17 protein-coding genes and 1 tRNA gene are annotated in these 17803 nt (G+C 68.3%); 13 read left to right on the top strand and 5 right to left on the bottom strand.

All coding sequences use genetic code 11. The annotated features are described in order from the left end of the window. Positions 1 to 20: 20 nt before the first annotated feature. From IEZ15_RS01530 to IEZ15_RS01515, 4 genes are all read left to right on the top strand, one after another. Positions 21 to 350 (top strand): hypothetical protein, encoded by a 330-nt coding sequence (locus IEZ15_RS01530; protein WP_114246520.1) that lies wholly within the window; start codon positions 21 to 23, stop codon positions 348 to 350. Between the two features lie 172 nt (positions 351 to 522). Continuing rightward, positions 523 to 891 (top strand): WhiB family transcriptional regulator, encoded by a 369-nt coding sequence (locus IEZ15_RS01525; protein WP_114246521.1) that lies wholly within the window; start codon positions 523 to 525, stop codon positions 889 to 891. Positions 892 to 923: 32 nt separating this feature from the next. Further along, the gene (locus IEZ15_RS01520; protein WP_093897531.1) at positions 924 to 1247 is read left to right on the top strand and encodes a putative WhiB-interacting protein; all 324 of its coding nucleotides are present in this window, start codon (positions 924 to 926) and stop codon (positions 1245 to 1247) included. A 179-nt stretch (positions 1248 to 1426) separates the two neighbouring features. Further along, positions 1427 to 1642, top strand: a complete 216-nt coding sequence (locus IEZ15_RS01515) for a hypothetical protein (protein ID WP_189273538.1) — start codon at positions 1427 to 1429, stop codon at positions 1640 to 1642. Positions 1643 to 1740: 98 nt separating this feature from the next. On the opposite strand, the gene IEZ15_RS01510 is transcribed toward IEZ15_RS01515, so the two are convergent. Further along, positions 1741 to 3126 carry an ABC1 kinase family protein gene (locus IEZ15_RS01510; protein WP_189273537.1) on the bottom strand — a complete coding sequence of 462 codons (1386 nt, stop codon included), beginning with the start codon at positions 3124 to 3126 and terminating at the stop codon, positions 1741 to 1743. A 41-nt stretch (positions 3127 to 3167) separates the two neighbouring features. After that, positions 3168 to 4313: a ThiF family adenylyltransferase gene (locus IEZ15_RS01505; protein ID WP_189273534.1), complete on the bottom strand. Its 1146-nt coding sequence runs from the start codon at positions 4311 to 4313 to the stop codon at positions 3168 to 3170. Positions 4314 to 4532: 219 nt separating this feature from the next. On the opposite strand from IEZ15_RS01505, the gene IEZ15_RS01500 reads away from it, so the two are divergent. The 4 genes from IEZ15_RS01500 to IEZ15_RS01485 all read left to right on the top strand — a co-directional run bounded on the left by IEZ15_RS01500 (position 4533) and on the right by IEZ15_RS01485 (position 8360). Then, a complete protein-coding gene (locus IEZ15_RS01500; protein WP_114246525.1) occupies positions 4533 to 5156 on the top strand; it encodes a M48 metallopeptidase family protein in 624 nt (207 codons plus the stop codon). A 107-nt stretch (positions 5157 to 5263) separates the two neighbouring features. Then, positions 5264 to 6892, top strand: coding sequence for a TerD family protein (locus IEZ15_RS01495; protein ID WP_114246526.1), 1629 nt, complete (start codon positions 5264 to 5266; stop codon positions 6890 to 6892). An 11-nt stretch (positions 6893 to 6903) separates the two neighbouring features. Beyond that, positions 6904 to 7584, top strand: a complete 681-nt coding sequence (locus tag IEZ15_RS01490) for an AIM24 family protein (protein ID WP_189273532.1) — start codon at positions 6904 to 6906, stop codon at positions 7582 to 7584. 20 nt (positions 7585 to 7604) lie between these two features. Then, positions 7605 to 8360: an AIM24 family protein gene (locus IEZ15_RS01485; protein WP_189273530.1), complete on the top strand. Its 756-nt coding sequence runs from the start codon at positions 7605 to 7607 to the stop codon at positions 8358 to 8360. 81 nt (positions 8361 to 8441) lie between these two features. Here IEZ15_RS01485 and IEZ15_RS01480 read toward each other — a convergent pair whose 3' ends face one another. Continuing rightward, a complete protein-coding gene (locus IEZ15_RS01480; RefSeq protein WP_114246529.1) occupies positions 8442 to 8990 on the bottom strand; it encodes an NUDIX hydrolase in 549 nt (182 codons plus the stop codon). Continuing rightward, a complete protein-coding gene (locus IEZ15_RS01475) occupies positions 8987 to 10438 on the bottom strand; it encodes a zinc-dependent metalloprotease (RefSeq protein WP_189273527.1) in 1452 nt (483 codons plus the stop codon). Before IEZ15_RS01475 ends, IEZ15_RS01480 begins: the two co-directional genes overlap by 4 nt. Positions 10439 to 10630: 192 nt before the next feature. Between IEZ15_RS01475 and IEZ15_RS01470 the strand changes: the two genes are divergently transcribed. From IEZ15_RS01470 to IEZ15_RS01460, 3 genes are all read left to right on the top strand, one after another. Then, on the top strand, positions 10631 to 11773 hold the full coding sequence (locus tag IEZ15_RS01470) for an SDR family oxidoreductase (protein WP_114246531.1): 1143 nt from the start codon (positions 10631 to 10633) through the stop codon (positions 11771 to 11773). 100 nt (positions 11774 to 11873) lie between these two features. Beyond that, positions 11874 to 12335 (top strand): molybdenum cofactor biosynthesis protein MoaE, encoded by a 462-nt coding sequence (locus IEZ15_RS01465; protein WP_189273525.1) that lies wholly within the window; start codon positions 11874 to 11876, stop codon positions 12333 to 12335. A 443-nt stretch (positions 12336 to 12778) separates the two neighbouring features. Next, positions 12779 to 13867, top strand: a complete 1089-nt coding sequence (locus IEZ15_RS01460; protein WP_189273523.1) for a YlbL family protein — start codon at positions 12779 to 12781, stop codon at positions 13865 to 13867. Between the two features lie 30 nt (positions 13868 to 13897). Here IEZ15_RS01460 and IEZ15_RS01455 read toward each other — a convergent pair whose 3' ends face one another. Beyond that, positions 13898 to 14467: a PPA1309 family protein gene (locus IEZ15_RS01455; protein WP_229845679.1), complete on the bottom strand. Its 570-nt coding sequence runs from the start codon at positions 14465 to 14467 to the stop codon at positions 13898 to 13900. Between the two features lie 128 nt (positions 14468 to 14595). Here IEZ15_RS01455 and IEZ15_RS01450 point away from each other — a divergent pair, with 128 nt between their 5' ends. Both IEZ15_RS01450 and IEZ15_RS01445 read left to right on the top strand, forming a co-directional pair. Then, the gene (locus IEZ15_RS01450; protein ID WP_189273944.1) at positions 14596 to 17526 is read left to right on the top strand and encodes a UPF0182 family membrane protein; all 2931 of its coding nucleotides are present in this window, start codon (positions 14596 to 14598) and stop codon (positions 17524 to 17526) included. Positions 17527 to 17578: 52 nt separating this feature from the next. Further along, a tRNA-Met gene (locus IEZ15_RS01445) sits at positions 17579 to 17652 on the top strand. Positions 17653 to 17803 lie beyond the last annotated feature (151 nt).

Below are 17803 nucleotides of genomic sequence, written 5' to 3'. Positions count from 1 at the left end.
GCCGAGAGGAGGCGATTGAAGTGATCAGCATCATTGAGACCAACAAAATGACCGATCTCTCGGTCGTCTCCGCCTGCTCGCTCGGCCTCGCCCGCTCTTCGGAGTTCTCGCTGCGTGGCACCGGTCTGTCCGTCATTTCCGGCGTCAGCCCGCTGTCCCTGTCGAACCTCCCCGTGCGGGAGCGCAATGAGCGACCGACCCAGGCACCGGCAGCAGCAGTAGCGAAGGGACAGGCCCAGGCCTATGCCTTTGCGGCCGTCGGTGCAGGAGCGGAATCCGGCGCCAAGCAGACGATGCACCACACGATGTGGGCCTTCCGTGGGCCTGAACCCTGGAGTGATCCAGCCTGATTCAGAATCAGGCCGGCGCCTTCAGGGCCGCGGAACCCCACTCGGGATCCGCGGCCCTTTTGTTTTGTCCAAACGGACGAGACAGCGCGAAGGAGCCTCGGGACAAGCAACACCCGGTACCAGCCGCCCCCGGCCAACAGGCCGGAACGACCAGACGAGGACACCACCCACCGTGCAACTCGAAGCGCACGCCCCGTCCGTACCGCCTTCCGAAACGATCCTGCCGCCCGGCCTCACGGAGGACTCCACCTTGATCCCCCTCACTGCGCTCACCGCGCTCGACGACGCCATCGAGAACCTCGGCGTGCCCGTCCCCTGCCGTTCCTACGACCCGGAGGTCTTCTTCGCCGAGTCGCCGGCCGACGTCGAGTACGCCAAGTCCCTCTGCCGCACCTGCCCGCTCGTCGAGGCCTGCCTCGCCGGCGCCAAGGAGCGTCGCGAGCCGTGGGGCGTCTGGGGTGGCGAGCTCTTCATCCAGGGCGTTGTCGTTGCTCGCAAGCGGCCGCGTGGTCGTCCGCGCAAGAACCCGGTCGCGGCGTGACCGCCGGACTGGGGGTCACGGCCCCCAAGCCCATGAAGCGCATCGGAACCATCGACCGCCCCCACACCCACGATCCCCGAAATCAGGCACCAATGTCCGTCCCCACGAATGAGCCTGTCGGCTCCGCAACACCGAACGTCACGATCATCGGCGCGAACGACTCGCGTCAGAACAGGACCCGCGAGATGCAACTCATCCCAGAAGCCCTGGCTCGTGCTCATATGCACGACCGCCTGAGGGAAGCCGACGCGCAACGCCAGGCCGTGCGCCTGGTCGCCGCGCGCCGGATGCAGCGCCGGGCCGAGCGCGCCTCGATGCGCGCCCGCCGTGCGCTGGCCATGGCGGTCATGCACTAGTCAGGCCGAACACCAGCAGCACCCGCTGCCGGGCAGCCGCTCTGCCCAGCAGCAATCAGTACCCATAGCCAGTACCCCTTCCGCGGGGCCGGTCCGAACGGGCCGGCCCCGCGGTCGTGCTGTGCGGTCGTGCTGTGTGGTGCCGCGCGGCGCGGCAGCGACGGAGTTATCGTCACGAGGTGGACGAGGAGACTCATCACCGGAATCAGCAACCCGCGCACAGGGACGCCGACGTGGTCGTCTGTGCCCTGTGCGGTACCTCCGCCGACGGCGAGAGCGCACCGCCGACCTGGATCTGCTCCGTGGAGAGCGGCAGACACCAGTACTTCTGCGAAGAGTGCGCCCGCACTCATATCAGGGCGATCGAGAGCCGTCTCGACTCTGCCTGGTGGTGACGCCCCCGGTGGTGCCGCCAGGGCACGATGGCCCGAGGGCGCGACGCTCCGGGGCGTAAGTGCAACTCGGGCCCGGTCCCGGAGGCTCGAAGACTGCCCTAGGCGCCGGCGGGCGCTTCGCCCGCCAACTCCTGTACCACGGACTCCTGCTCATCCTCCGTCAGGAAACCCGGCACCCAGGACTCCAGTTCGTCACGCAGTCGTACTGCCGCACCCAGCTGGCACAGCACCCCGATCGTGCTCAGCGTCACCCGGTGTATCAGCAGATAGGCGGGCGGCAGATTCAGCTGCTTGCCGAGCTGATGAGCGGGGGAGCGGGGATCCGCAATCCGGGCCGCCTGATTGCGCATCCAGCTCCGGGTGAAGGTGAACTCCTCCACCTGTGCCGGTTCGATGATCGGGAGGAGATAGTCGAGCACCGCAACCGGGTCGAGGTCGATCGAATCCTTGACGAACCCTTCCTCGCGCAACAGTTCGTACACCGCATCCGCATCACCCGACAGCGTCAGCCGCAGGGAGTCCCCGATCGGCTGCGGCAAACCACCCGGCAGCCGGTCAACCGTGCCGAAGTCCAGCACTCCTAGCCGCCATTGTCCGGCCTCGCCCTCCGGGGGCAGCAGCCGGAAGTTGCCCGGATGGGGGTCCGCGTGCAGCAGCCCGGTGCGCGCGGGGCCCGAGAAGAGAAAGCGCGCCAGCAACTGGCCTGCCCGGTCCCGCTGCTCCTGCGTGCCCTCCGCGATCACGTCGGCCATCGGAACGCCGTCCAACCACTCCGTCACCAGCACCTGGTCGGACTGGTGGACCACACCGGGGATCACCACATCAGGGTCGGCCGCGAACTCCTCGGCGTGGCCCCGCTGCGACCGTGCTTCCTGCTCGTAGTCCAGCTCCTCCGAGACCCGGTTGCGCAGCTCCGTGATGAGCGGCTTGATGTCCATTCCGGGGATCAACGGACCGAGCAACCGGGCGAACCTGCTGAGTTGGGTCAGATCCGAGAGCAGCGCCTCTCCGGCGCCCGGATACTGCACCTTCACCGCGACTTCCCGCCCGTCGTGCCACACCGCCCGGTGCACCTGACCGATCGATGCGGCGGCCGATGGCTTGTCCTCGAATTCGAGGAACAGCTCCCGCCAGTCCTCGCCGAGCCGCTCCTCCAGCACCGCGTGCACGGTGCCGCTGGGCATGGGAGGTGCGGCTTCCTGCAGTTTGGTGAGCGCCGCCCTGTACGGTCCGGCGACCTCCTCGGGCAGCGCCGACTCGAAGACGGACAGGGCCTGCCCCAGCTTCATCGCCCCGCCCTTCAACTCGCCCAGGACCTTGAAGAGCTGATCCGCAGTGCGCTGCTGCACCTCCCGGGCGACCAACTCCGCCGACTTGCCGCCGATCCGCTTGCCCAGACCCCACGTCGCGCGGCCGGCCAACCCCAGTGGCAGGGCGGCCAACTTGGCGGTACGGGTGACCGCTTTCCGGGGAAGATCAGACATGAGCCCCTCCAAATCCCAGACTGCCGTACCGCGTGCGGCGGTTACCCGGCCATTGTGTCGTGCGCCGCTTCGACCCCGGAGACGCGCTCCCCCTCAGTGTGCCCAGCCGCTCCGCAGGAACAGCCGAGGTGCGCTCCGATCCGCTCGGACCGCCAGTCCAACAGCGGCAGCGCGGCCTCCCAGCGGGTCCCCGTACTGGCGGGCAGCTCCCCGTCCAGAAAGGACAGTGCGTGGGCGGCCGCCAGACCGGCCACCGCAGTCGCCAGCCCCAGGTCACAGGCCTGCACGGCGGTGCGCCGCCCGGACTGCCACTGAGACAGCATCCTGGGCCACTGCTCATCCCGGTCCGCACGCTCCAGCGCCAGACATCCCGCGCACGCCGTACCCCCGGGCAGGACCAGGGGACCGACGACTCCCGTCGCCTCCATCACTCCGGCATAGAGATGGGGAGTCCCCGAAGCGATCCACGGTTCGGCCGGACGCGGGTCGGGGGCGTACACACCTAGGCCGTCGCGAGGGGCGACCACGATCAGTGACAGTCCCGGCTCACCACCCGCCGAGGAACCCGCCGTCTCCGATGCCCGGGGAGCCGAACCTGCGGCGGACCTGCGCACCAACTGCCGGGCGGCGGTGTCCCTGCGCTCCCCGACGGCAGCCGGTGGAAGCCCGCCGGGTGAGACGTCCCACGGCTCGGTGCACCCGCCGTCCAGAACCTCCACCCGGCCCACGCCGGATCCGGACAGCACCGCCGCGACCGCGGCACCGACCCGGCCGGCACCCCGCACCTGGACCCGCATCGCCCGGCGGGCCGCCAGTCGCCGCATCCCGCCGCCCGGCTCGGGATGGACGACGGAGAGCGACGCCAGGTCGGGGCGGTGCCGCTCCAGGGCGCCGGGTCGGTTCCGTAACGCATCGGCCTCCGAGCCGACGGCCCGCACATCGTCGATCAGGCCCGCATCCGTCAATCGGCTAACCAATGTGTCCACTTGAAGGTCCGACAGATCCAACGCACGGGCTTCCTCGCGCAGCAGTGGCAGGCCGCGCGTACCGTCGAGCAGTTCCAGAAAACAGCCCGTTGCGATATCCATCGGACTGAGCTTCACCGCATGAGCGGGGGTCACCCCGAATTGCACGGTGCCCCGGCCGCGCCATGCGCGGCGCAGTGCGGGCTTCAACATCGGATACACGGTGTTCCCCCGGTCTGTGTTCCATGATCTCTGTGCGTGGGCTGTGGCCCGGATCTCCGCGAGATCCGTTGTCAGAATGCAGGCCGGCGTCGAAGTGTGCAGAAAGTTATCCACAGGCATGGGGTATTAGTCGTTCAAATGGTGCATGCCGTGGAGCGGATCGAGCGCGAACCGTCCGGAGGCGGGACTTCCCCCACTGGCACCGGGTAACGTCATGGCGTGCCCGCCGACCCGTCACCCGGTTTCGCCGGGGAGACCCCCGCGCGCAGCGCCGGAACCCATCCGCGCAGCGCTGCGGACCGTCCGCCCCGCGCCTCGGCAACGAGCGCGGTCGAGGTCCGCAGGAGCAATCGCCGCAGCAGAACGGTCTCCGCGTACAGGGAGGGAGACCGCACCATCGTGCTCATCCCCGCGCGGATGTCGGAGGCCGAGGAGCAGCGCTGGGTGAATGTGATGCTCGACAAACTCGCGGCCCAGGAGAGCAAACGCATCCTCGGCGACAGCGAACTCGCTGAGCGGGCCGAACGGTTGTCCGCCCAGTATTTCCAGGACCGGGCCAGACCCGCGTCGGTGCGGTGGGTGACCAATCAGAACACCCGATGGGGTTCCTGCACCCCGGCGGAGGGCAGCATCCGACTGTCGCACCGGCTGCAGGGCATGCCTGAGTACGTTGTCGACTACGTGCTCGTCCATGAGCTCGCGCATCTGCTGGTCCCCGGTCATGGTCCGCGATTCTGGCGGCTGCTGGAGGCGTACCCGCGGACCGAGCGGGCTCGCGGCTACCTCGAAGGGGTGGTGGCGGCCGACCGGCTGCCGCATCTGCCTGCTGCGCGCGGCGAGTGACGTTCGGTGATTCTGTACCGGGTGTGTACCGACTTAGCTCAATGTCGGAGTTTGCGGTTAGCCTGGCGCGACGCATTCACATTCGGGATGGGGGACGGTCGTTACGCATGGCCAGGGAATTCCAGCGCGGCCACAAGGCCAAGATCAGCGATCTCACGCCGGGGACGGACCTGTACGTAGGTGTGCAGATCGCCGGCCCCGGACTGACCTTTGACATCAGCTGCTTCGGCCTCGATGCCAATGAGCAGCTTTCCGACGACCGGTATTTCATCTTCTTCAATCAGCCTAAATCGCCCGAGGAGTCCATTCAGCTCCTCGGCGCCCAGGCCGGTGACACCGAGTCGTTCCGCGTCACTCTGGACCGCATTCCGGCGAACATCCACAAGCTGTCGTTCACGGCGACGGTCGACGGTGCCGGGCAGATGTCCCAGGTCGGCCCCGGGTACATCCGGATCGTCGCGGGTGGCGAGGAAGTCGTCAGGTACGCCTTCAACGGTTCGGAGTTCACCACCGAGCGTGCGGTGATGCTGGGCGACTTCTACCTGAAGGACGTCTGGCGGTTCGCCGCCGTCGGCCAGGGTTTCGACGGTGGTCTCGACGCGCTGCTGAAGAACTTCGGCGGCGAGGTCGCCGAGGAGGAGCCCGTCGCACCTCAGCCGCAGGCAGCCGCCCCGTCGTTCGCCCCGCCTGCCCAGGCAGCCGCACCGGCGCCCGTCCCGTCCTTCGGTGCCCCGGCAGCGCCGCAGGCACCCCAAGCCCCGCAGCCGGCCCCGTCCTTCGGCGCCCCGGCCGCTCAGGCCCCGGCCCCCACGCTGCAGCAGCAGATGCATGCCGCGCCGACGATGGCAGCCCCGATGGCAGCGCACGGTGGCACGGTGCCGCCACCCGCCCCCGCTCCGGCTCCGTACGGGCAGCCGGGACAGCCGCCCCAGCAGCCGCAGTTCGGGCAGATCCCCGGCCAGCAGCCCGCCGCCCCGTACGGGCAGCAGGCCCCCGCTCCGTACGGCCAGCAACCTCCCGGAATGCAGCCGCCGGGTATGCCCCAGGGCGTACCGCAAGGCGTGCCGCAGGCCGGGGCAGGTCTTCAGGCCGCGCTCCAGCCGTACAAGGAGACGGCCACCGGGCAGCGTTGGACCCCGCAGAACCAGCAGCTCATGCGGGTCGACCTCACCATGGGCGGTACGCCCGTGCTCGCCCGCCAGGGCAGCATGGTGATGTACCAGGGCAAGGTCGACTTCGGCTACAAGGGTGCCGGTTTCGCGGGCCGTATCGTCGGCAATTCCACCGGCCAGGAAATGCAGCTGATGCGCTGCACCGGCCGCGGACAGGTCTTCCTCGCTGAGGACGGTTCCCATCTGCACGCCATCGAGCTGCAGGGCGACGGCATCTGCGTCTCGGCGGAGAACGTTCTCGCCTTCGACGAGTCGCTGCAGTACGAGGTCCGCAGGATCGAGGGCCACGGCATCCCCGGCGGTGCCCTGTTCACCATGCAGTTCCAGGGCACCGGCACGGTCGTCGTCAAGACCCACGGCGTCCCCGTCGTCCTGCCCGTCACCCCGACCACCTTCGCCGACTGCAATGCCGTCGTGGCCTGGTCGTCCGCGTCCCAGGTGATCATCTCCAGCCAGGTCCGGCTGCGCCGCAACGCGTACCCCGGACACAGCGGAGAGACCGTGAACCTTCAGTTCCGGGGCGCTCCCGGAAACTTCATCGTCGTCCAGCCCTACGAGGTCTGAGGGAGCCCGTCATGAACCAGCAACTCGCGGGCTACGCCCCGACCCCCGTCACGGCCCGTATGGAGAACCACGGCCGTACGATGCTCAAGGTCGCCATGGCCACCGGCCAGGACCTCTACGCACGTACCGGCTCGATGGTCGCGTACGAGGGCTTCATCCAGTACGAACCCAACCCGCCCGCCGTCCGCCAGATCGCCTCCCAGTGGATCACCGGCGAGGGCGCACCGATCATGAAGTGCTCCGGCGACGGACTGCTCTACCTCGCCGACTACGGCGCCGATGTGGTCGTCATCAACCTCAACAACGACTCCCTCTCGGTCAACGGCACCAACGTCCTCGCCTTCGACGGCCATCTCACCTGGGGAGTGGAGCGGGTCAAGGGCCTCGCCAAGTTCGCCGGCCAGGGCCTGTGGAACGTCTGCATCTCGGGCACCGGCTGGGTCGCCATCACCTCGCGCGGCACACCGATCGTCGTCGACTGCGGACGCGGCGAGGACGAGACCTACGTCGACCCGGACGCCCTCGTGGCGTGGTCCCCGAACCTCAAGGTGAAGGGCAAGCGCAGCTTCAAGGCATCCTCGCTCATCGGGCGGGGCAGTGGCGAGGCGTACCAGATGGCATTCTCCGGCCAGGGCATCGTCGTCGTACAGCCGAGCGAGGACAGTACCGACCGCCTGCGGGTCCGGAACTGAGGGGGAGGGAGAACACAACCATGCAGAGTCCGCTTTTCAGCTACACGGAACAGCAGTCCCAGGACAGGTACACCGTCCAGAACCCGCAGCTCCTGCGGGTCTCGCTGACCGGCCAGGACGACGTCCTCGCCCGCAAGGGTGCCATGGTCGCCTACCAGGGACTGATGGAGTTCGACGGCGAGTACCGCTCGCACGGGCAGCGCCGCGCCCGCGCGAGCACCGGCGAGGGACTCGACCTGATGCGCTGCTCCGGGCAGGGCACCGTCTACCTCGCCAACCTCGCGCAGTACATCCATGTCGTGGACGTCGACCATGACGGCATGACGGTGGACAGCGCCTACGTTCTGGCGCTCGACTCCTCGCTGCACACCGAGGTCATCGCGGTGGACAGCCAGTACGGCATTTCGGGCACCGGCAAGTACCAGCTCAACATCTCCGGCACCGGCAAGGTGGCTCTGATGACCTCGGGCCAGCCGCTGATGATGCAGGTCACGCCGGACAAGTACGTCAATGCCGATGCCGACGCGATCGTCGCCTGGTCCAGCTCCCTGCGCGTGCAGATGCAGGCCCAGACGCACTCCTCGGGCGTCTGGCGGCGGCGTGGCACCACCGGCGAGGGCTGGGAGCTCAGCTTCCTCGGCCAGGGCTTCGCCCTGGTCCAGCCGAGCGAGGTGCTGCCCCCGCAGAACCAGGAGATCGGCCAGGGCGTCCGGGCCCAGTACGGAATGGGCCAGCAAGGCGCCCACGGCCAGAACCAGAACAACTCCTGGAACTGAGCCGCAGTGCACCGGCACGGACAACACGGGTGAGGGGCGGTCTCCCTGGAGACCGCCCCTCACCCGTGCCGCATGTCGCCCCTACCGGCGCTGCTCCAGCGCTGCGCGGACGCGCGTCATCAGCCGTACGACCGATGTGTCGGCCACCGACGCGACCTCGTCGTACGGGAACCAGCGCAGGTCCAGCGATTCATCGCTGATCTGTTCCGTCGCGTCCGGCGGCGCCAGCGCCGCGTACTGCACATCCAGATGCCAGTGACAGGGTGCGGGGATCCGGTGGCGGTCCAGCGTCACAGGTCCGCCCGCGAGCAGAGTCAGGCCGCTGATGCCGGACTCCTCGGTGGCCTCACGCAGCGCCGCGGTGGCCAGCGTGGTGTCCTGCGGCTCGCAGTGGCCGCCCATCTGCAGCCACATCTTCAGCTTGCGGTGCAGGGTGAGCAGGACTCGGCCGCGCTCCGGATCGATCACCAGTGCGCTGGCTGTCAGATGTCCGGTTTCACAGGCCTTCCACAGGCCGTCGGGATGACGGGCCAGATGGTCCAGATAGACCTGGCGCAGTTCCTCCTGGGCCGGGTCCACCCGGTTCTCGTACCCCTTCAGTACGAGAACGGCGTCGTCGTACAGGCTCACTGGTCGGTTTCGCCCTTGCCGTCGCTCTTCCGGTCGTCGGCTCCCTCGGAGCCCGCGCCGCCCGCATCGCCCTCGGGCTTCTGCGGACCCTTCGCGGCCTCTCCGAGCATCCTGTCCAGCTCGGAGAAGTCCAGCTGCTCGTGGTGCACAAAGCCGTCCGGATCGTCCAGGTCCTGGGCGGTCGGCAGCATGTCGGGGTGCTCCCACAGGGCGTCGCGCCCGTCGAGACCGCGGGCGTCCGTGAGCGACGCCCACAAACGCGAGGCGTCACGCAGCCGCCGCGGACGCAGCTGAAGGCCGATGAGCGTGGCAAACGTCTGTTCGGCAGGCCCGCCGGAGGCGCGGCGCCTGCGCATGGTCTCGCGCAGTGCGTCCGCCGAGGTCAGACGGGACTCAGCCGCCTCGTGCACCACCGCGTCCACCCAGCCTTCGACCAGTGCGAGCGCCGTCTCCAGCCTGGCCAGAGCGGCCTTCTGCTCCGGCGTGTCCTCCGGCTGGAACATGCCCTGCTGAAGGGCGTCCTGCAACTGCTCGGGCTGCGACGGGTCGAACTGGCCGACCACATCCTCCAGCTTGCTGGTGTCGACCTTGATGCCGCGCGCGTACCCCTCGACGGCGCCGAACAGATGCGAGCGCAGCCACGGAACATGGGCGAAAAGCCGCTGGTGGGCGGCCTCGCGCAGGGCCAGATACAGCCGCACCTCGTCCTGCGGCACGCTGAGGTCCTTACCGAACCTCTCCACATTCAGCGGAAGGAGCGCGGCCTTGCCCGCCGGGCCCAGCGGCAGCCCGATGTCGGTCGAACCGACCACCTCGCCCGCCAGCACACCGACGGCCTGCCCGATCTGCTGGCCGAACATCGCGCCGCCCATGGACCGCATCATGCCGATCAGCGGGCCCGCCATCGCCTGCATCTCCTCGGGCAGCACATCGCCCATGGCCAGACCGACGCGTTCGGCCACCGGGTCGACCAGCTTCTGCCAGGCAGGGAGAGATGCCTCGACCCACTCCGCACGGCTCCATGCCACGGTGGAGACCGAACCGGAGGGCAGCGACGTCACGCCGTCCAGCCAGAGGTCGGCAAGCCGCAGCGCCTCGTCGACCGCGGACCGCTCGGACTGGCTGACGCTCGCGTCCTTGGTACCGTCCGGCGTGCCCTGCGAGACCGTCTGGCGGGCGATCTGCTTGGCCATGTCCCAGTTCACGGGACCGCCCTCGTAGCTCAGCATCTGGCCGAGTTGCTGGAAGGCCGCACCCAGGTCGTTGGGGTTCATCGTGCCGAACATCGCCGCGAACGGGTTGTCCCCGCCCGCGCCGGGCCCGAAGCCGAACGGGTTCGCCGGCCCGCCGGAACCCTGCCCACCTCCGGTGGGGTCCTTCTTCTTGCCCTTGTCGCCGTTCTCCGGCTCCTCCGGCGGAAGGCCGAATCCGAATGGGGTGTCACTCACGGGTTTCCTCGGCTCGTAGGGCCGTCGGCTCGAACCGACGGCGACTGCCCGACATCACCATCCAGCGTAGACACCAAAAGTCCGCTTGGGGCCTCAGTGCTCCGCCGGCTCCCGGCCTGCGGCAGGATGGACGCCACCTGGTACGTACGCGTCATTCGGGTACGTACTGAAGACAACCGCTGGAGACGCCCGGTGAGTTCCCCAGATCCTCAGGTTCGCGCAGCGCGAAACCTGTCCGACCCCTCGACCGAGAACAAGCCCGTAAAGAGCCGCTCCAGGAACCGTGGCCCCGTCGTCGCGGTCACCGGAGCCGCCGGGGGCGTCGGTGAGCTGCTCACCGCACGCCTCGCGGCGTCCGAGGACATCAAGCAGGTCATCGCCATCGATGAACGCCGAGGAGAAGTCTCCGAGGCGACCTGGCACATCCTCGACGTACGGGATCCCGCCATCGCGGAGAAGCTGCGTGGCGCAGATGTCGTCGTGCATCTGGCACTCGATCTCGACCTGGAGACCGACCCCGCCGCCCGCACCGCCTACAACGTGCGCGGCACCCAGACCGTGCTGACGGCCGCCGCGGCCGTCGGGGTCCACCGGGTCGTGCTGTGCACCTCGGCGATGGTCTACGGGGCGCTGCCAGACAACGACATCCCTCTCGCCGAGGACGCCGAACTGCGTGCCACGGCGGAGGCCACCGGCGTCGGCGACCTCCTGGAGATCGAACGGCTCGGGCGTCGCGCACCCCGCGCGCACCCCGGCCTCAATGTCACCGTGGTCCGCCCCACCGTCCTGGTCGGCGGTACGGACACCGCGCTGACCCGCTACTTCGAGTCGCCGCGCCTCCTGGTCGTCGCCGGATCACGCCCCGCCTGGCAGTTCTGCCACGTCGACGACCTGGTCACGGCCCTGGAGTACGCCGCGCTGGAAAAGATCGACGGCGAGTTCGCGGTCGGCTGCGACGGCTGGCTCGAACAGGAGGAGGTCGAGGAGCTCAGCGGCGTCCGCCGGATGGAACTGCCCTCCGCCGTGGCACTCGGCGCCGCCGCCCGGCTGCACCGGATCGGCCTCACCCCGTCCCCGGCGGGCGACCTGGCGTACACGATGCACCCCTGGGTGGTCAGCGTGAGCCGACTGCACGACGCGGGCTGGCGCCCGAGCTGGACCAACGAGGAGGTGCTCGCCGCGCTCCTCGAAGAGGTCGAGGGCCGGCACACCGTCGCCGGACGCCGACTCGGCCGCAAGGACGCCACCGCGGCAGGTGCCGCCGGTGCGACTGTGGCGCTGCTCGGCACCGCCGCCCTGGTCCGCCGTGCCCGCAAGGCCCGCCGCCGGATCTAGGCGGCTGCGGCCCGTCTGTAGAAGGCTCCAAGGTCAGGGGCGGTCCGCCGGTGGAAAACGCTATTCCACGATGTCGGCGCGGTACGGCACCATGGGTCCCATGGCTTCCACCCACGACCACCCCGGCGAGCAGGCGGCAAGCGACCCCATCCGGCTGCTGGCGATGCGCGACACGCCGTTGTCGGTCGACGAGATCTTCCGGGCGGTCGGGGACGACGCCGCGGGCGGCACGGCGCTCTTCGTCGGTACGGTGCGCAACCACGACGGCGGTCAGGACGTCGGTGCGCTCGGGTACTCCTGCCACCCCTCGGCTCAGGACGAATTGCGCAGGGTGGCCGAGAAGGTCGTCGCGGAATTCCCGGTCCGGGCGCTGGCCGCCGTCCACCGGGTGGGCGACCTCCGAGTGGGCGACCTCGCTGTGGTCGTCGCGGTCTCCTGCCCCCACCGCGCCGAGGCGTTCGAGGCGTGCCGCAAGTTGATCGACGACCTCAAGCGCGAGGTTCCGATCTGGAAGCACCAGCGCTTTTCGGACGGCACCGAGGAGTGGGTAGGCGCCTGCTGAGCGCAAGCCGATCGGGTGGTAGGCCGGCCCGATTTGCGTAACCGCACCCCTGCCGTGAGCGTTGATCCTGCAGATGGTTAATCTGCTGATCGGTCAGTTGCGGTCACTCATGGGGTAGGGAGGTCGTAATGGCAGCACTCGCTTGGTTGCTGATTCCGCTTTTCGCTGCACTCGGTGCTGCGATATGGGGAAGCTGGGCCACCCGTAATCACACGGCCGGTGATGTCTCAGAACTCGCCGGGTATGCCCGGTTCCGTGAGGCGATGGAGAAACCGCACTCCGGTTCCGATGTCGTCTGATCCTCCGTCGAACGTACGCAGTCGCCAATCCGCACAGCGGTGCCCGCTGCCGATGCCCTCCGGCACAGCGCCATGCCCGGCTCCACGCCCCGTCCGGACCGGCCCCGACGGTGCACTGACAGACCCTTCCCGTACTGTCGTTCCATGCCACGCCGCACCGCGACGATGCTCGCCTCCACGCTGATCCTCATTGCGCTGCTCTGCGCAGGCGTGCTGATTCCCGTGCCGTATTCGGAGATGTCTCCGGGCCCGACGGTGAACACCCTCGGCAAGGTCGAAGGCGAACCGGTCCTGCAGATTTCCGGACACAAGACGTACCCGACGTCCGGCAACCTCAATATGACGACGGTCAGGGTCACCGGCGCCGACTACAACATGAACCTCGTCGAGGCCGTCTACGGCTGGCTGGCCCACGACAGCGTGGTCGTACCGCACGACACGCTCTACCCCGGCGGCAAGACCGAGCAGCAGTCGACGCAGGAGAACGCCGAGGAGTTCAGCCAGTCCCAGGAGAGCGCCAAGGTTGCCGCCCTGACCGAGCTGGGCATCCCGGTGTCGTCGCGCGTCGTGGTCTCCACGGTCATCAAGGGCAGCCCCGCCCAGGGCAAACTGCACGCCGGCGATGTGATCAAGCAGGTCGACGGCAACGCGGTGAAGCAGCCCGAGGACGTTGCGAAGCTCGTCACCCGCCACAAGCCCGGCGAGGACGTCACGTTCACGATCATCCCGGCGAAGACGGCGCAGGCGGCCGAGAAGGCAGGCAAGGAGCCCGAGGGCAGCCGGAAGGTCGTCATCACCACCGCCAAGGCTCCCAAGGAGAACCGCGCGATCGTCGGCATCCAGGCCGGGACGGACCACACGTTCCCGTTCCGGATCGACATCAAGCTCGCCGATGTCGGCGGCCCGAGCGCCGGTCTGATGTTCTCCCTGGGCATCGTCGACAAGCTCACGCCCGGGCAGCTGACCGGCGGCAAGTTCATCGCGGGCACCGGCACGATCGACGACAAGGGCAAGGTCGGCCCGATCGGCGGCATCAACATGAAGCTGGTCGGCGCGCGCAACGCGGGCGCCCGGTACTTCCTGACGCCGAACGACAACTGCAGGGCCGCAGCCTCGGACATCCCGAGCGGACTCACGCTGGTGAAGGTGAAGACAATCGACGACGCGAAGAAGTCGCTGGAGAAGATCCGGGCGGGGGACACGGCCGACCTGCCGAGCTGCTCGGCAGGCTGACCGCGCCCCCTCGGCGGGGACGCGGCGGGGTCAGGCCTCGAAGGTCGCGGCCAGGGCGTCGGCCAGCCCGGGCACCAGGCCGGCGCCGGTCCGCACCTCGCTCGGGGAGTCCTTCTCGCGGAGCCGTACGGCCGACTCGCGCGTACCGTCCCGAAGGACGGCCACCGTCATCCGCACCTCCTGGCGCTCCGGGTGCTTGGCGACCCACTTGGTCAGCTGGGCATCGCTGAGCCCCTTCGGCACGGAGGCCTCGGCGGACGGCGGCAGCATCAGCCGCTCCACCGTCATCGCGCATCCGATCACTGCGTCGGGCCAGGCGATCGTGGCGAGGAACTCGTCCAGGGCGGTGCCCGGCGGAAGCTCCTCCTGCTCGATGGGGGTGAGTGAGGCGGTCGGGGTGTCGGAGCTGTCGAGACCGAGCTGGGTGGCGAGGCCCGGCTCCTGGGTCCGCAGCCGGGCGGTGTCGACGAGAGCGAAGAGCCGGGCCGGCTGGTCCCAGCCGAGGCCGGAGATGTACTCGTCGATTTCGAGCACGGCGACGGTGAGGGGGCTCGCGGCCATCGGGGGGCCTGAGGGGGAAACGTTGGGCATGGCCAACATCCTGCCTCCTTCTGCCCCGGGAACGGGAACTAGGTAAAGCCTCAGTAAGTTGCATAGGTGGGCTCTACGATCGCTGGGCCCGCTTCACACGACCCGCGAACTTCGAGGTGCGCACGTTGGCTTTCCAGATGCCGGACCGCGGCGGAGGCCCGACCGGGCCACGGATCAGAGTCGGCCGCCCGTCCCGGCGTGCCCGTACCCTGCTCATGACACTGGGCGTCCTGGCGGTTCTCGCCATGGCGTTCGTCATGTTCGCCGGGTTCTGGACGGACTGGCTCTGGTACCGGTCGGTCGATTATTCGTCCGTCTTCACCACCACCCTGTGGACCAAGATCGGGCTGTTCCTCGTCTTCGGACTGCTGATGGCGATCGCCGTCGGCCTGAACATCTGGCTCGCGCACCGGCTCCGGCCGCCGCTGAGCGCGATGTCGCTGGAACAGCAGAGCCTGGACCGCTACCGGATGAGCCTCGCCCCGTACAAGAAGTGGGTGCTGCTCGCGATCACCGCGCTCGTCGGACTGATCGCCGGAGCTTCCGCCTCCGGTCAGTGGCGTACCTGGCTGATGTATGTGAACGGCGTGGCATTCGGCCAGAAGGACCCTCAGTTCCATCTGGATGTGTCCTTCTACGCCTTCGACCTGCCCTGGTACCGCTTCCTGCTGGGCTTCGGCTTCGCGGCCACGGTGCTCTCGCTGATCGCTGCCGCGCTGACCCACTATCTGTACGGCGGCCTCCGCATCACCAGCCCCGGCGCGCGGGCGACCGGCGCGGCCACCGGCCATCTGTCGGTGCTGCTCGGTGTCTTCGTCGCGCTGAAGGCCGTGGCCTACTGGCTCGACCGGTACGGCCTGGCTGTGAAGTCCAGCGACTTCAAGGCCACGGACAACTGGACGGGCCTGCGGTACGTCGACGCCAACGCCTACCTTCCGGCGAAGACCATCCTGTTCTGCATCGCCGCGATCTGCGCCGTGCTCTTCTTCGCCACGCTCTGGCGCCGCACCTGGCAGCTCCCGATGATCGGCCTCGGTCTGATGGTGCTCTCGGCGATCCTGATCGGTGGGCTGTACCCGGCAATCGTGCAGAAGTTCCAGGTCCAGCCGAACGAGCAGGCCAAGGAAGCGCCGTTCATCCGGAAGAACATCGAAGCGACGCGTGACGCGTACGACATCGACGACGCGCAGGTCGACGACTACTCGGGCAAGAGCACGACGAACGACGACGCCAAGCTGCGCGCGAGTGCGGACGACGCCGCCAGTTACCGCGTGATGGACCCCAATGTCGTCTCCCCGGCCTTCCAGCAGCTCCAGCAGAAGAGGAACTATTACCAGTTCCCCAAGACGCTGGACGTCGACCGCTACAAGGACGCCGCCGGCAAGGACCAGGACACGGTCATCGGTCTGCGCGAGCTCAACCTCGACGGCATCCCCAAGCGCAACTGGATCAACGACCACTTCACCTACACCCACGGCTACGGCGCCATCGCGGCCCGGGGCACGACGACCGGCAAGAACCCGAAGGGTTCCCCGGACTTCACGGAGTCCGGTCTGCCGACGAGCGGCGAGTTCCCCACGTACGAGCAGCGGATCTACTACGGCGAGAAGACCGAGCAGTACTCCATCGTCGGCGGGCCCCAGAAGGAGCTCGACTACGAGGAGGACGGCGAGAAGACCACCAGCTACCAGGGCAACAGCGGGGTCAGTCTCTCCAACGCCTTCAACCGCGCCGCGTACGCCGTGGCGTTCAGTGAGCCGCAGATCCTCTACTCGGGGGCCATCGGCGAGGGCTCGCGGATTCTCTACAACCGCACGCCCAAGGAGCGCGTCGAGGCGGTCGCCCCGTGGCTGACCATCGACGGCGACGCCTACCCGGCCGTGGTGAACGGTCGCATCCAGTGGGTCGTCGACGCGTACACCACCACCAACGGCTACCCGTACGCCTCCCGTACGACGCTCGGTGACACCACGGCCGACTCGCTGACCACCAACCAGCGTGCGGTCGTCGCCCAGCAGAATCAGGTCAACTACATTCGCAACTCGGTGAAGGCCACCGTCGACGCGTACGACGGCAAGGTCAAGCTCTACGAGTGGGACACCGAGGACCCGGTCCTCAAGACCTGGCGCAAGGCGTTCCCGGGGACCGTGGAGCCCAAGGCGGACATCCCGCAGGAGCTCAGGGATCACCTGCGGTACCCGCAGGACCTGTTCAAGGTGCAGCGCGAGCTGCTCACCCGTTACCACGTCACCAACCCCGCCCAGTTCTACAGCGGCAGTGACGCCTGGCAGGTCCCGGACGACCCGACCAACAAGGAGTCCGGTGCCGTCCCGCCGTACTACCTGAGCATAAAGATGCCGGACCAGACGGCCCAGAAGTTCTCGCTGACGACGACGTTCACCCCGAAGGGGCGGCCCGACCTCGGGGCGTTCATGGCGGTGGACGCGGATGCGGCCAGCAAGGACTACGGCACGATAAGGCTGTTGAGAGTCACCACCACGGTGAAGGGCCCCGGTCAGGTACAGAGTGAACTCAACGGCAACGACGATGTCGCCGAGTTCGTGAGAAACCTCAAGGGGACCGACTCCGACATCGAGTACGGCAACCTGCTGACCGTGCCGCTCGAAGGAGGCTTCCTCTACATCGAGCCGGTCTATACGCGCGGTGGCACGCAGAACTATCCGCTGCTGCGCAAGGTCGCCGCCTCCTACGGGTCGAAGACCGTCTTCGAGAACAGCCTCGGGGAGGCGCTCAATGCGGTCTTCGGGGTGACGGGCTCAGGCACCACCGAGCCGCCTGCGGAGACCACCCGGCCACCAGGCACCACGCAGCCACCGGCCACCGGTGACGCGGCGCTGAAGAAGGCGATCGCGGATGCGCAGAAGGCCTATGCGGAAGGCGAAGCAGCCCTGAAGAAGCAGGACTGGAGCGCCTACGGCAAGGCCCAGGCGGATCTGCAGGACGCGTTGCAGCGTGCGGCGGCCGCCCAGCCCAAGTCAGGCAGTGCGAATACTGCGGGCAATTCGGATAGTGCGGATAAAGCGTCCGATGCCGGCAGTGGTGGCTGAGTAACTCGGTAAAGACTCACCCCCGCGTCGTGGTACGGTTTGAACACAACGACGCGGGGTGGAGCAGCTCGGTAGCTCGCTGGGCTCATAACCCAGAGGTCGCAGGTTCAAATCCTGTCCCCGCTACTGATGGACGAAGGCCCGGATCCTTTCGAGGATCCGGGCCTTCGTCGTGTCATGACGACTTTCTTGTGTGATGGGTGTGAAGTGCGGTTCGCGGGGCACGAGTTGAGCCCGAACGTGTTTGACTTATCTCTCTGTGGGCATGTCGACAAAA

This window comes from Streptomyces atratus, assembly GCF_014648655.1.
Lineage (GTDB): Bacteria > Actinomycetota > Actinomycetes > Streptomycetales > Streptomycetaceae > Streptomyces > Streptomyces atratus.
Note: the sequence above shows the minus strand (reverse complement) of the source record. Positions and strands in the feature narration are given on the sequence as shown.

What these genes read in the sequence shown, in the direction of transcription:
- IEZ15_RS01450 (WP_189273944.1), top strand. Translation starts at nt 14,596, where the DNA reads ATGCCGGACCGCGGCGGAGGCCCGACCGGGCCACGGATCAGAGTCGGC.
- IEZ15_RS01520 (WP_093897531.1), top strand. Translation starts at nt 924, where the DNA reads ATGAAGCGCATCGGAACCATCGACCGCCCCCACACCCACGATCCCCGA.
- IEZ15_RS01455 (WP_229845679.1), bottom strand. Translation starts at nt 14,467, where the DNA reads ATGTTGGCCATGCCCAACGTTTCCCCCTCAGGCCCCCCGATGGCCGCG.
- IEZ15_RS01485 (WP_189273530.1), top strand. Translation starts at nt 7,605, where the DNA reads ATGCAGAGTCCGCTTTTCAGCTACACGGAACAGCAGTCCCAGGACAGG.
- IEZ15_RS01465 (WP_189273525.1), top strand. Translation starts at nt 11,874, where the DNA reads ATGGCTTCCACCCACGACCACCCCGGCGAGCAGGCGGCAAGCGACCCC.
- IEZ15_RS01490 (WP_189273532.1), top strand. Translation starts at nt 6,904, where the DNA reads ATGAACCAGCAACTCGCGGGCTACGCCCCGACCCCCGTCACGGCCCGT.
- IEZ15_RS01510 (WP_189273537.1), bottom strand. Translation starts at nt 3,126, where the DNA reads ATGTCTGATCTTCCCCGGAAAGCGGTCACCCGTACCGCCAAGTTGGCC.
- IEZ15_RS01460 (WP_189273523.1), top strand. Translation starts at nt 12,779, where the DNA reads ATGCCACGCCGCACCGCGACGATGCTCGCCTCCACGCTGATCCTCATT.
- IEZ15_RS01495 (WP_114246526.1), top strand. Translation starts at nt 5,264, where the DNA reads ATGGCCAGGGAATTCCAGCGCGGCCACAAGGCCAAGATCAGCGATCTC.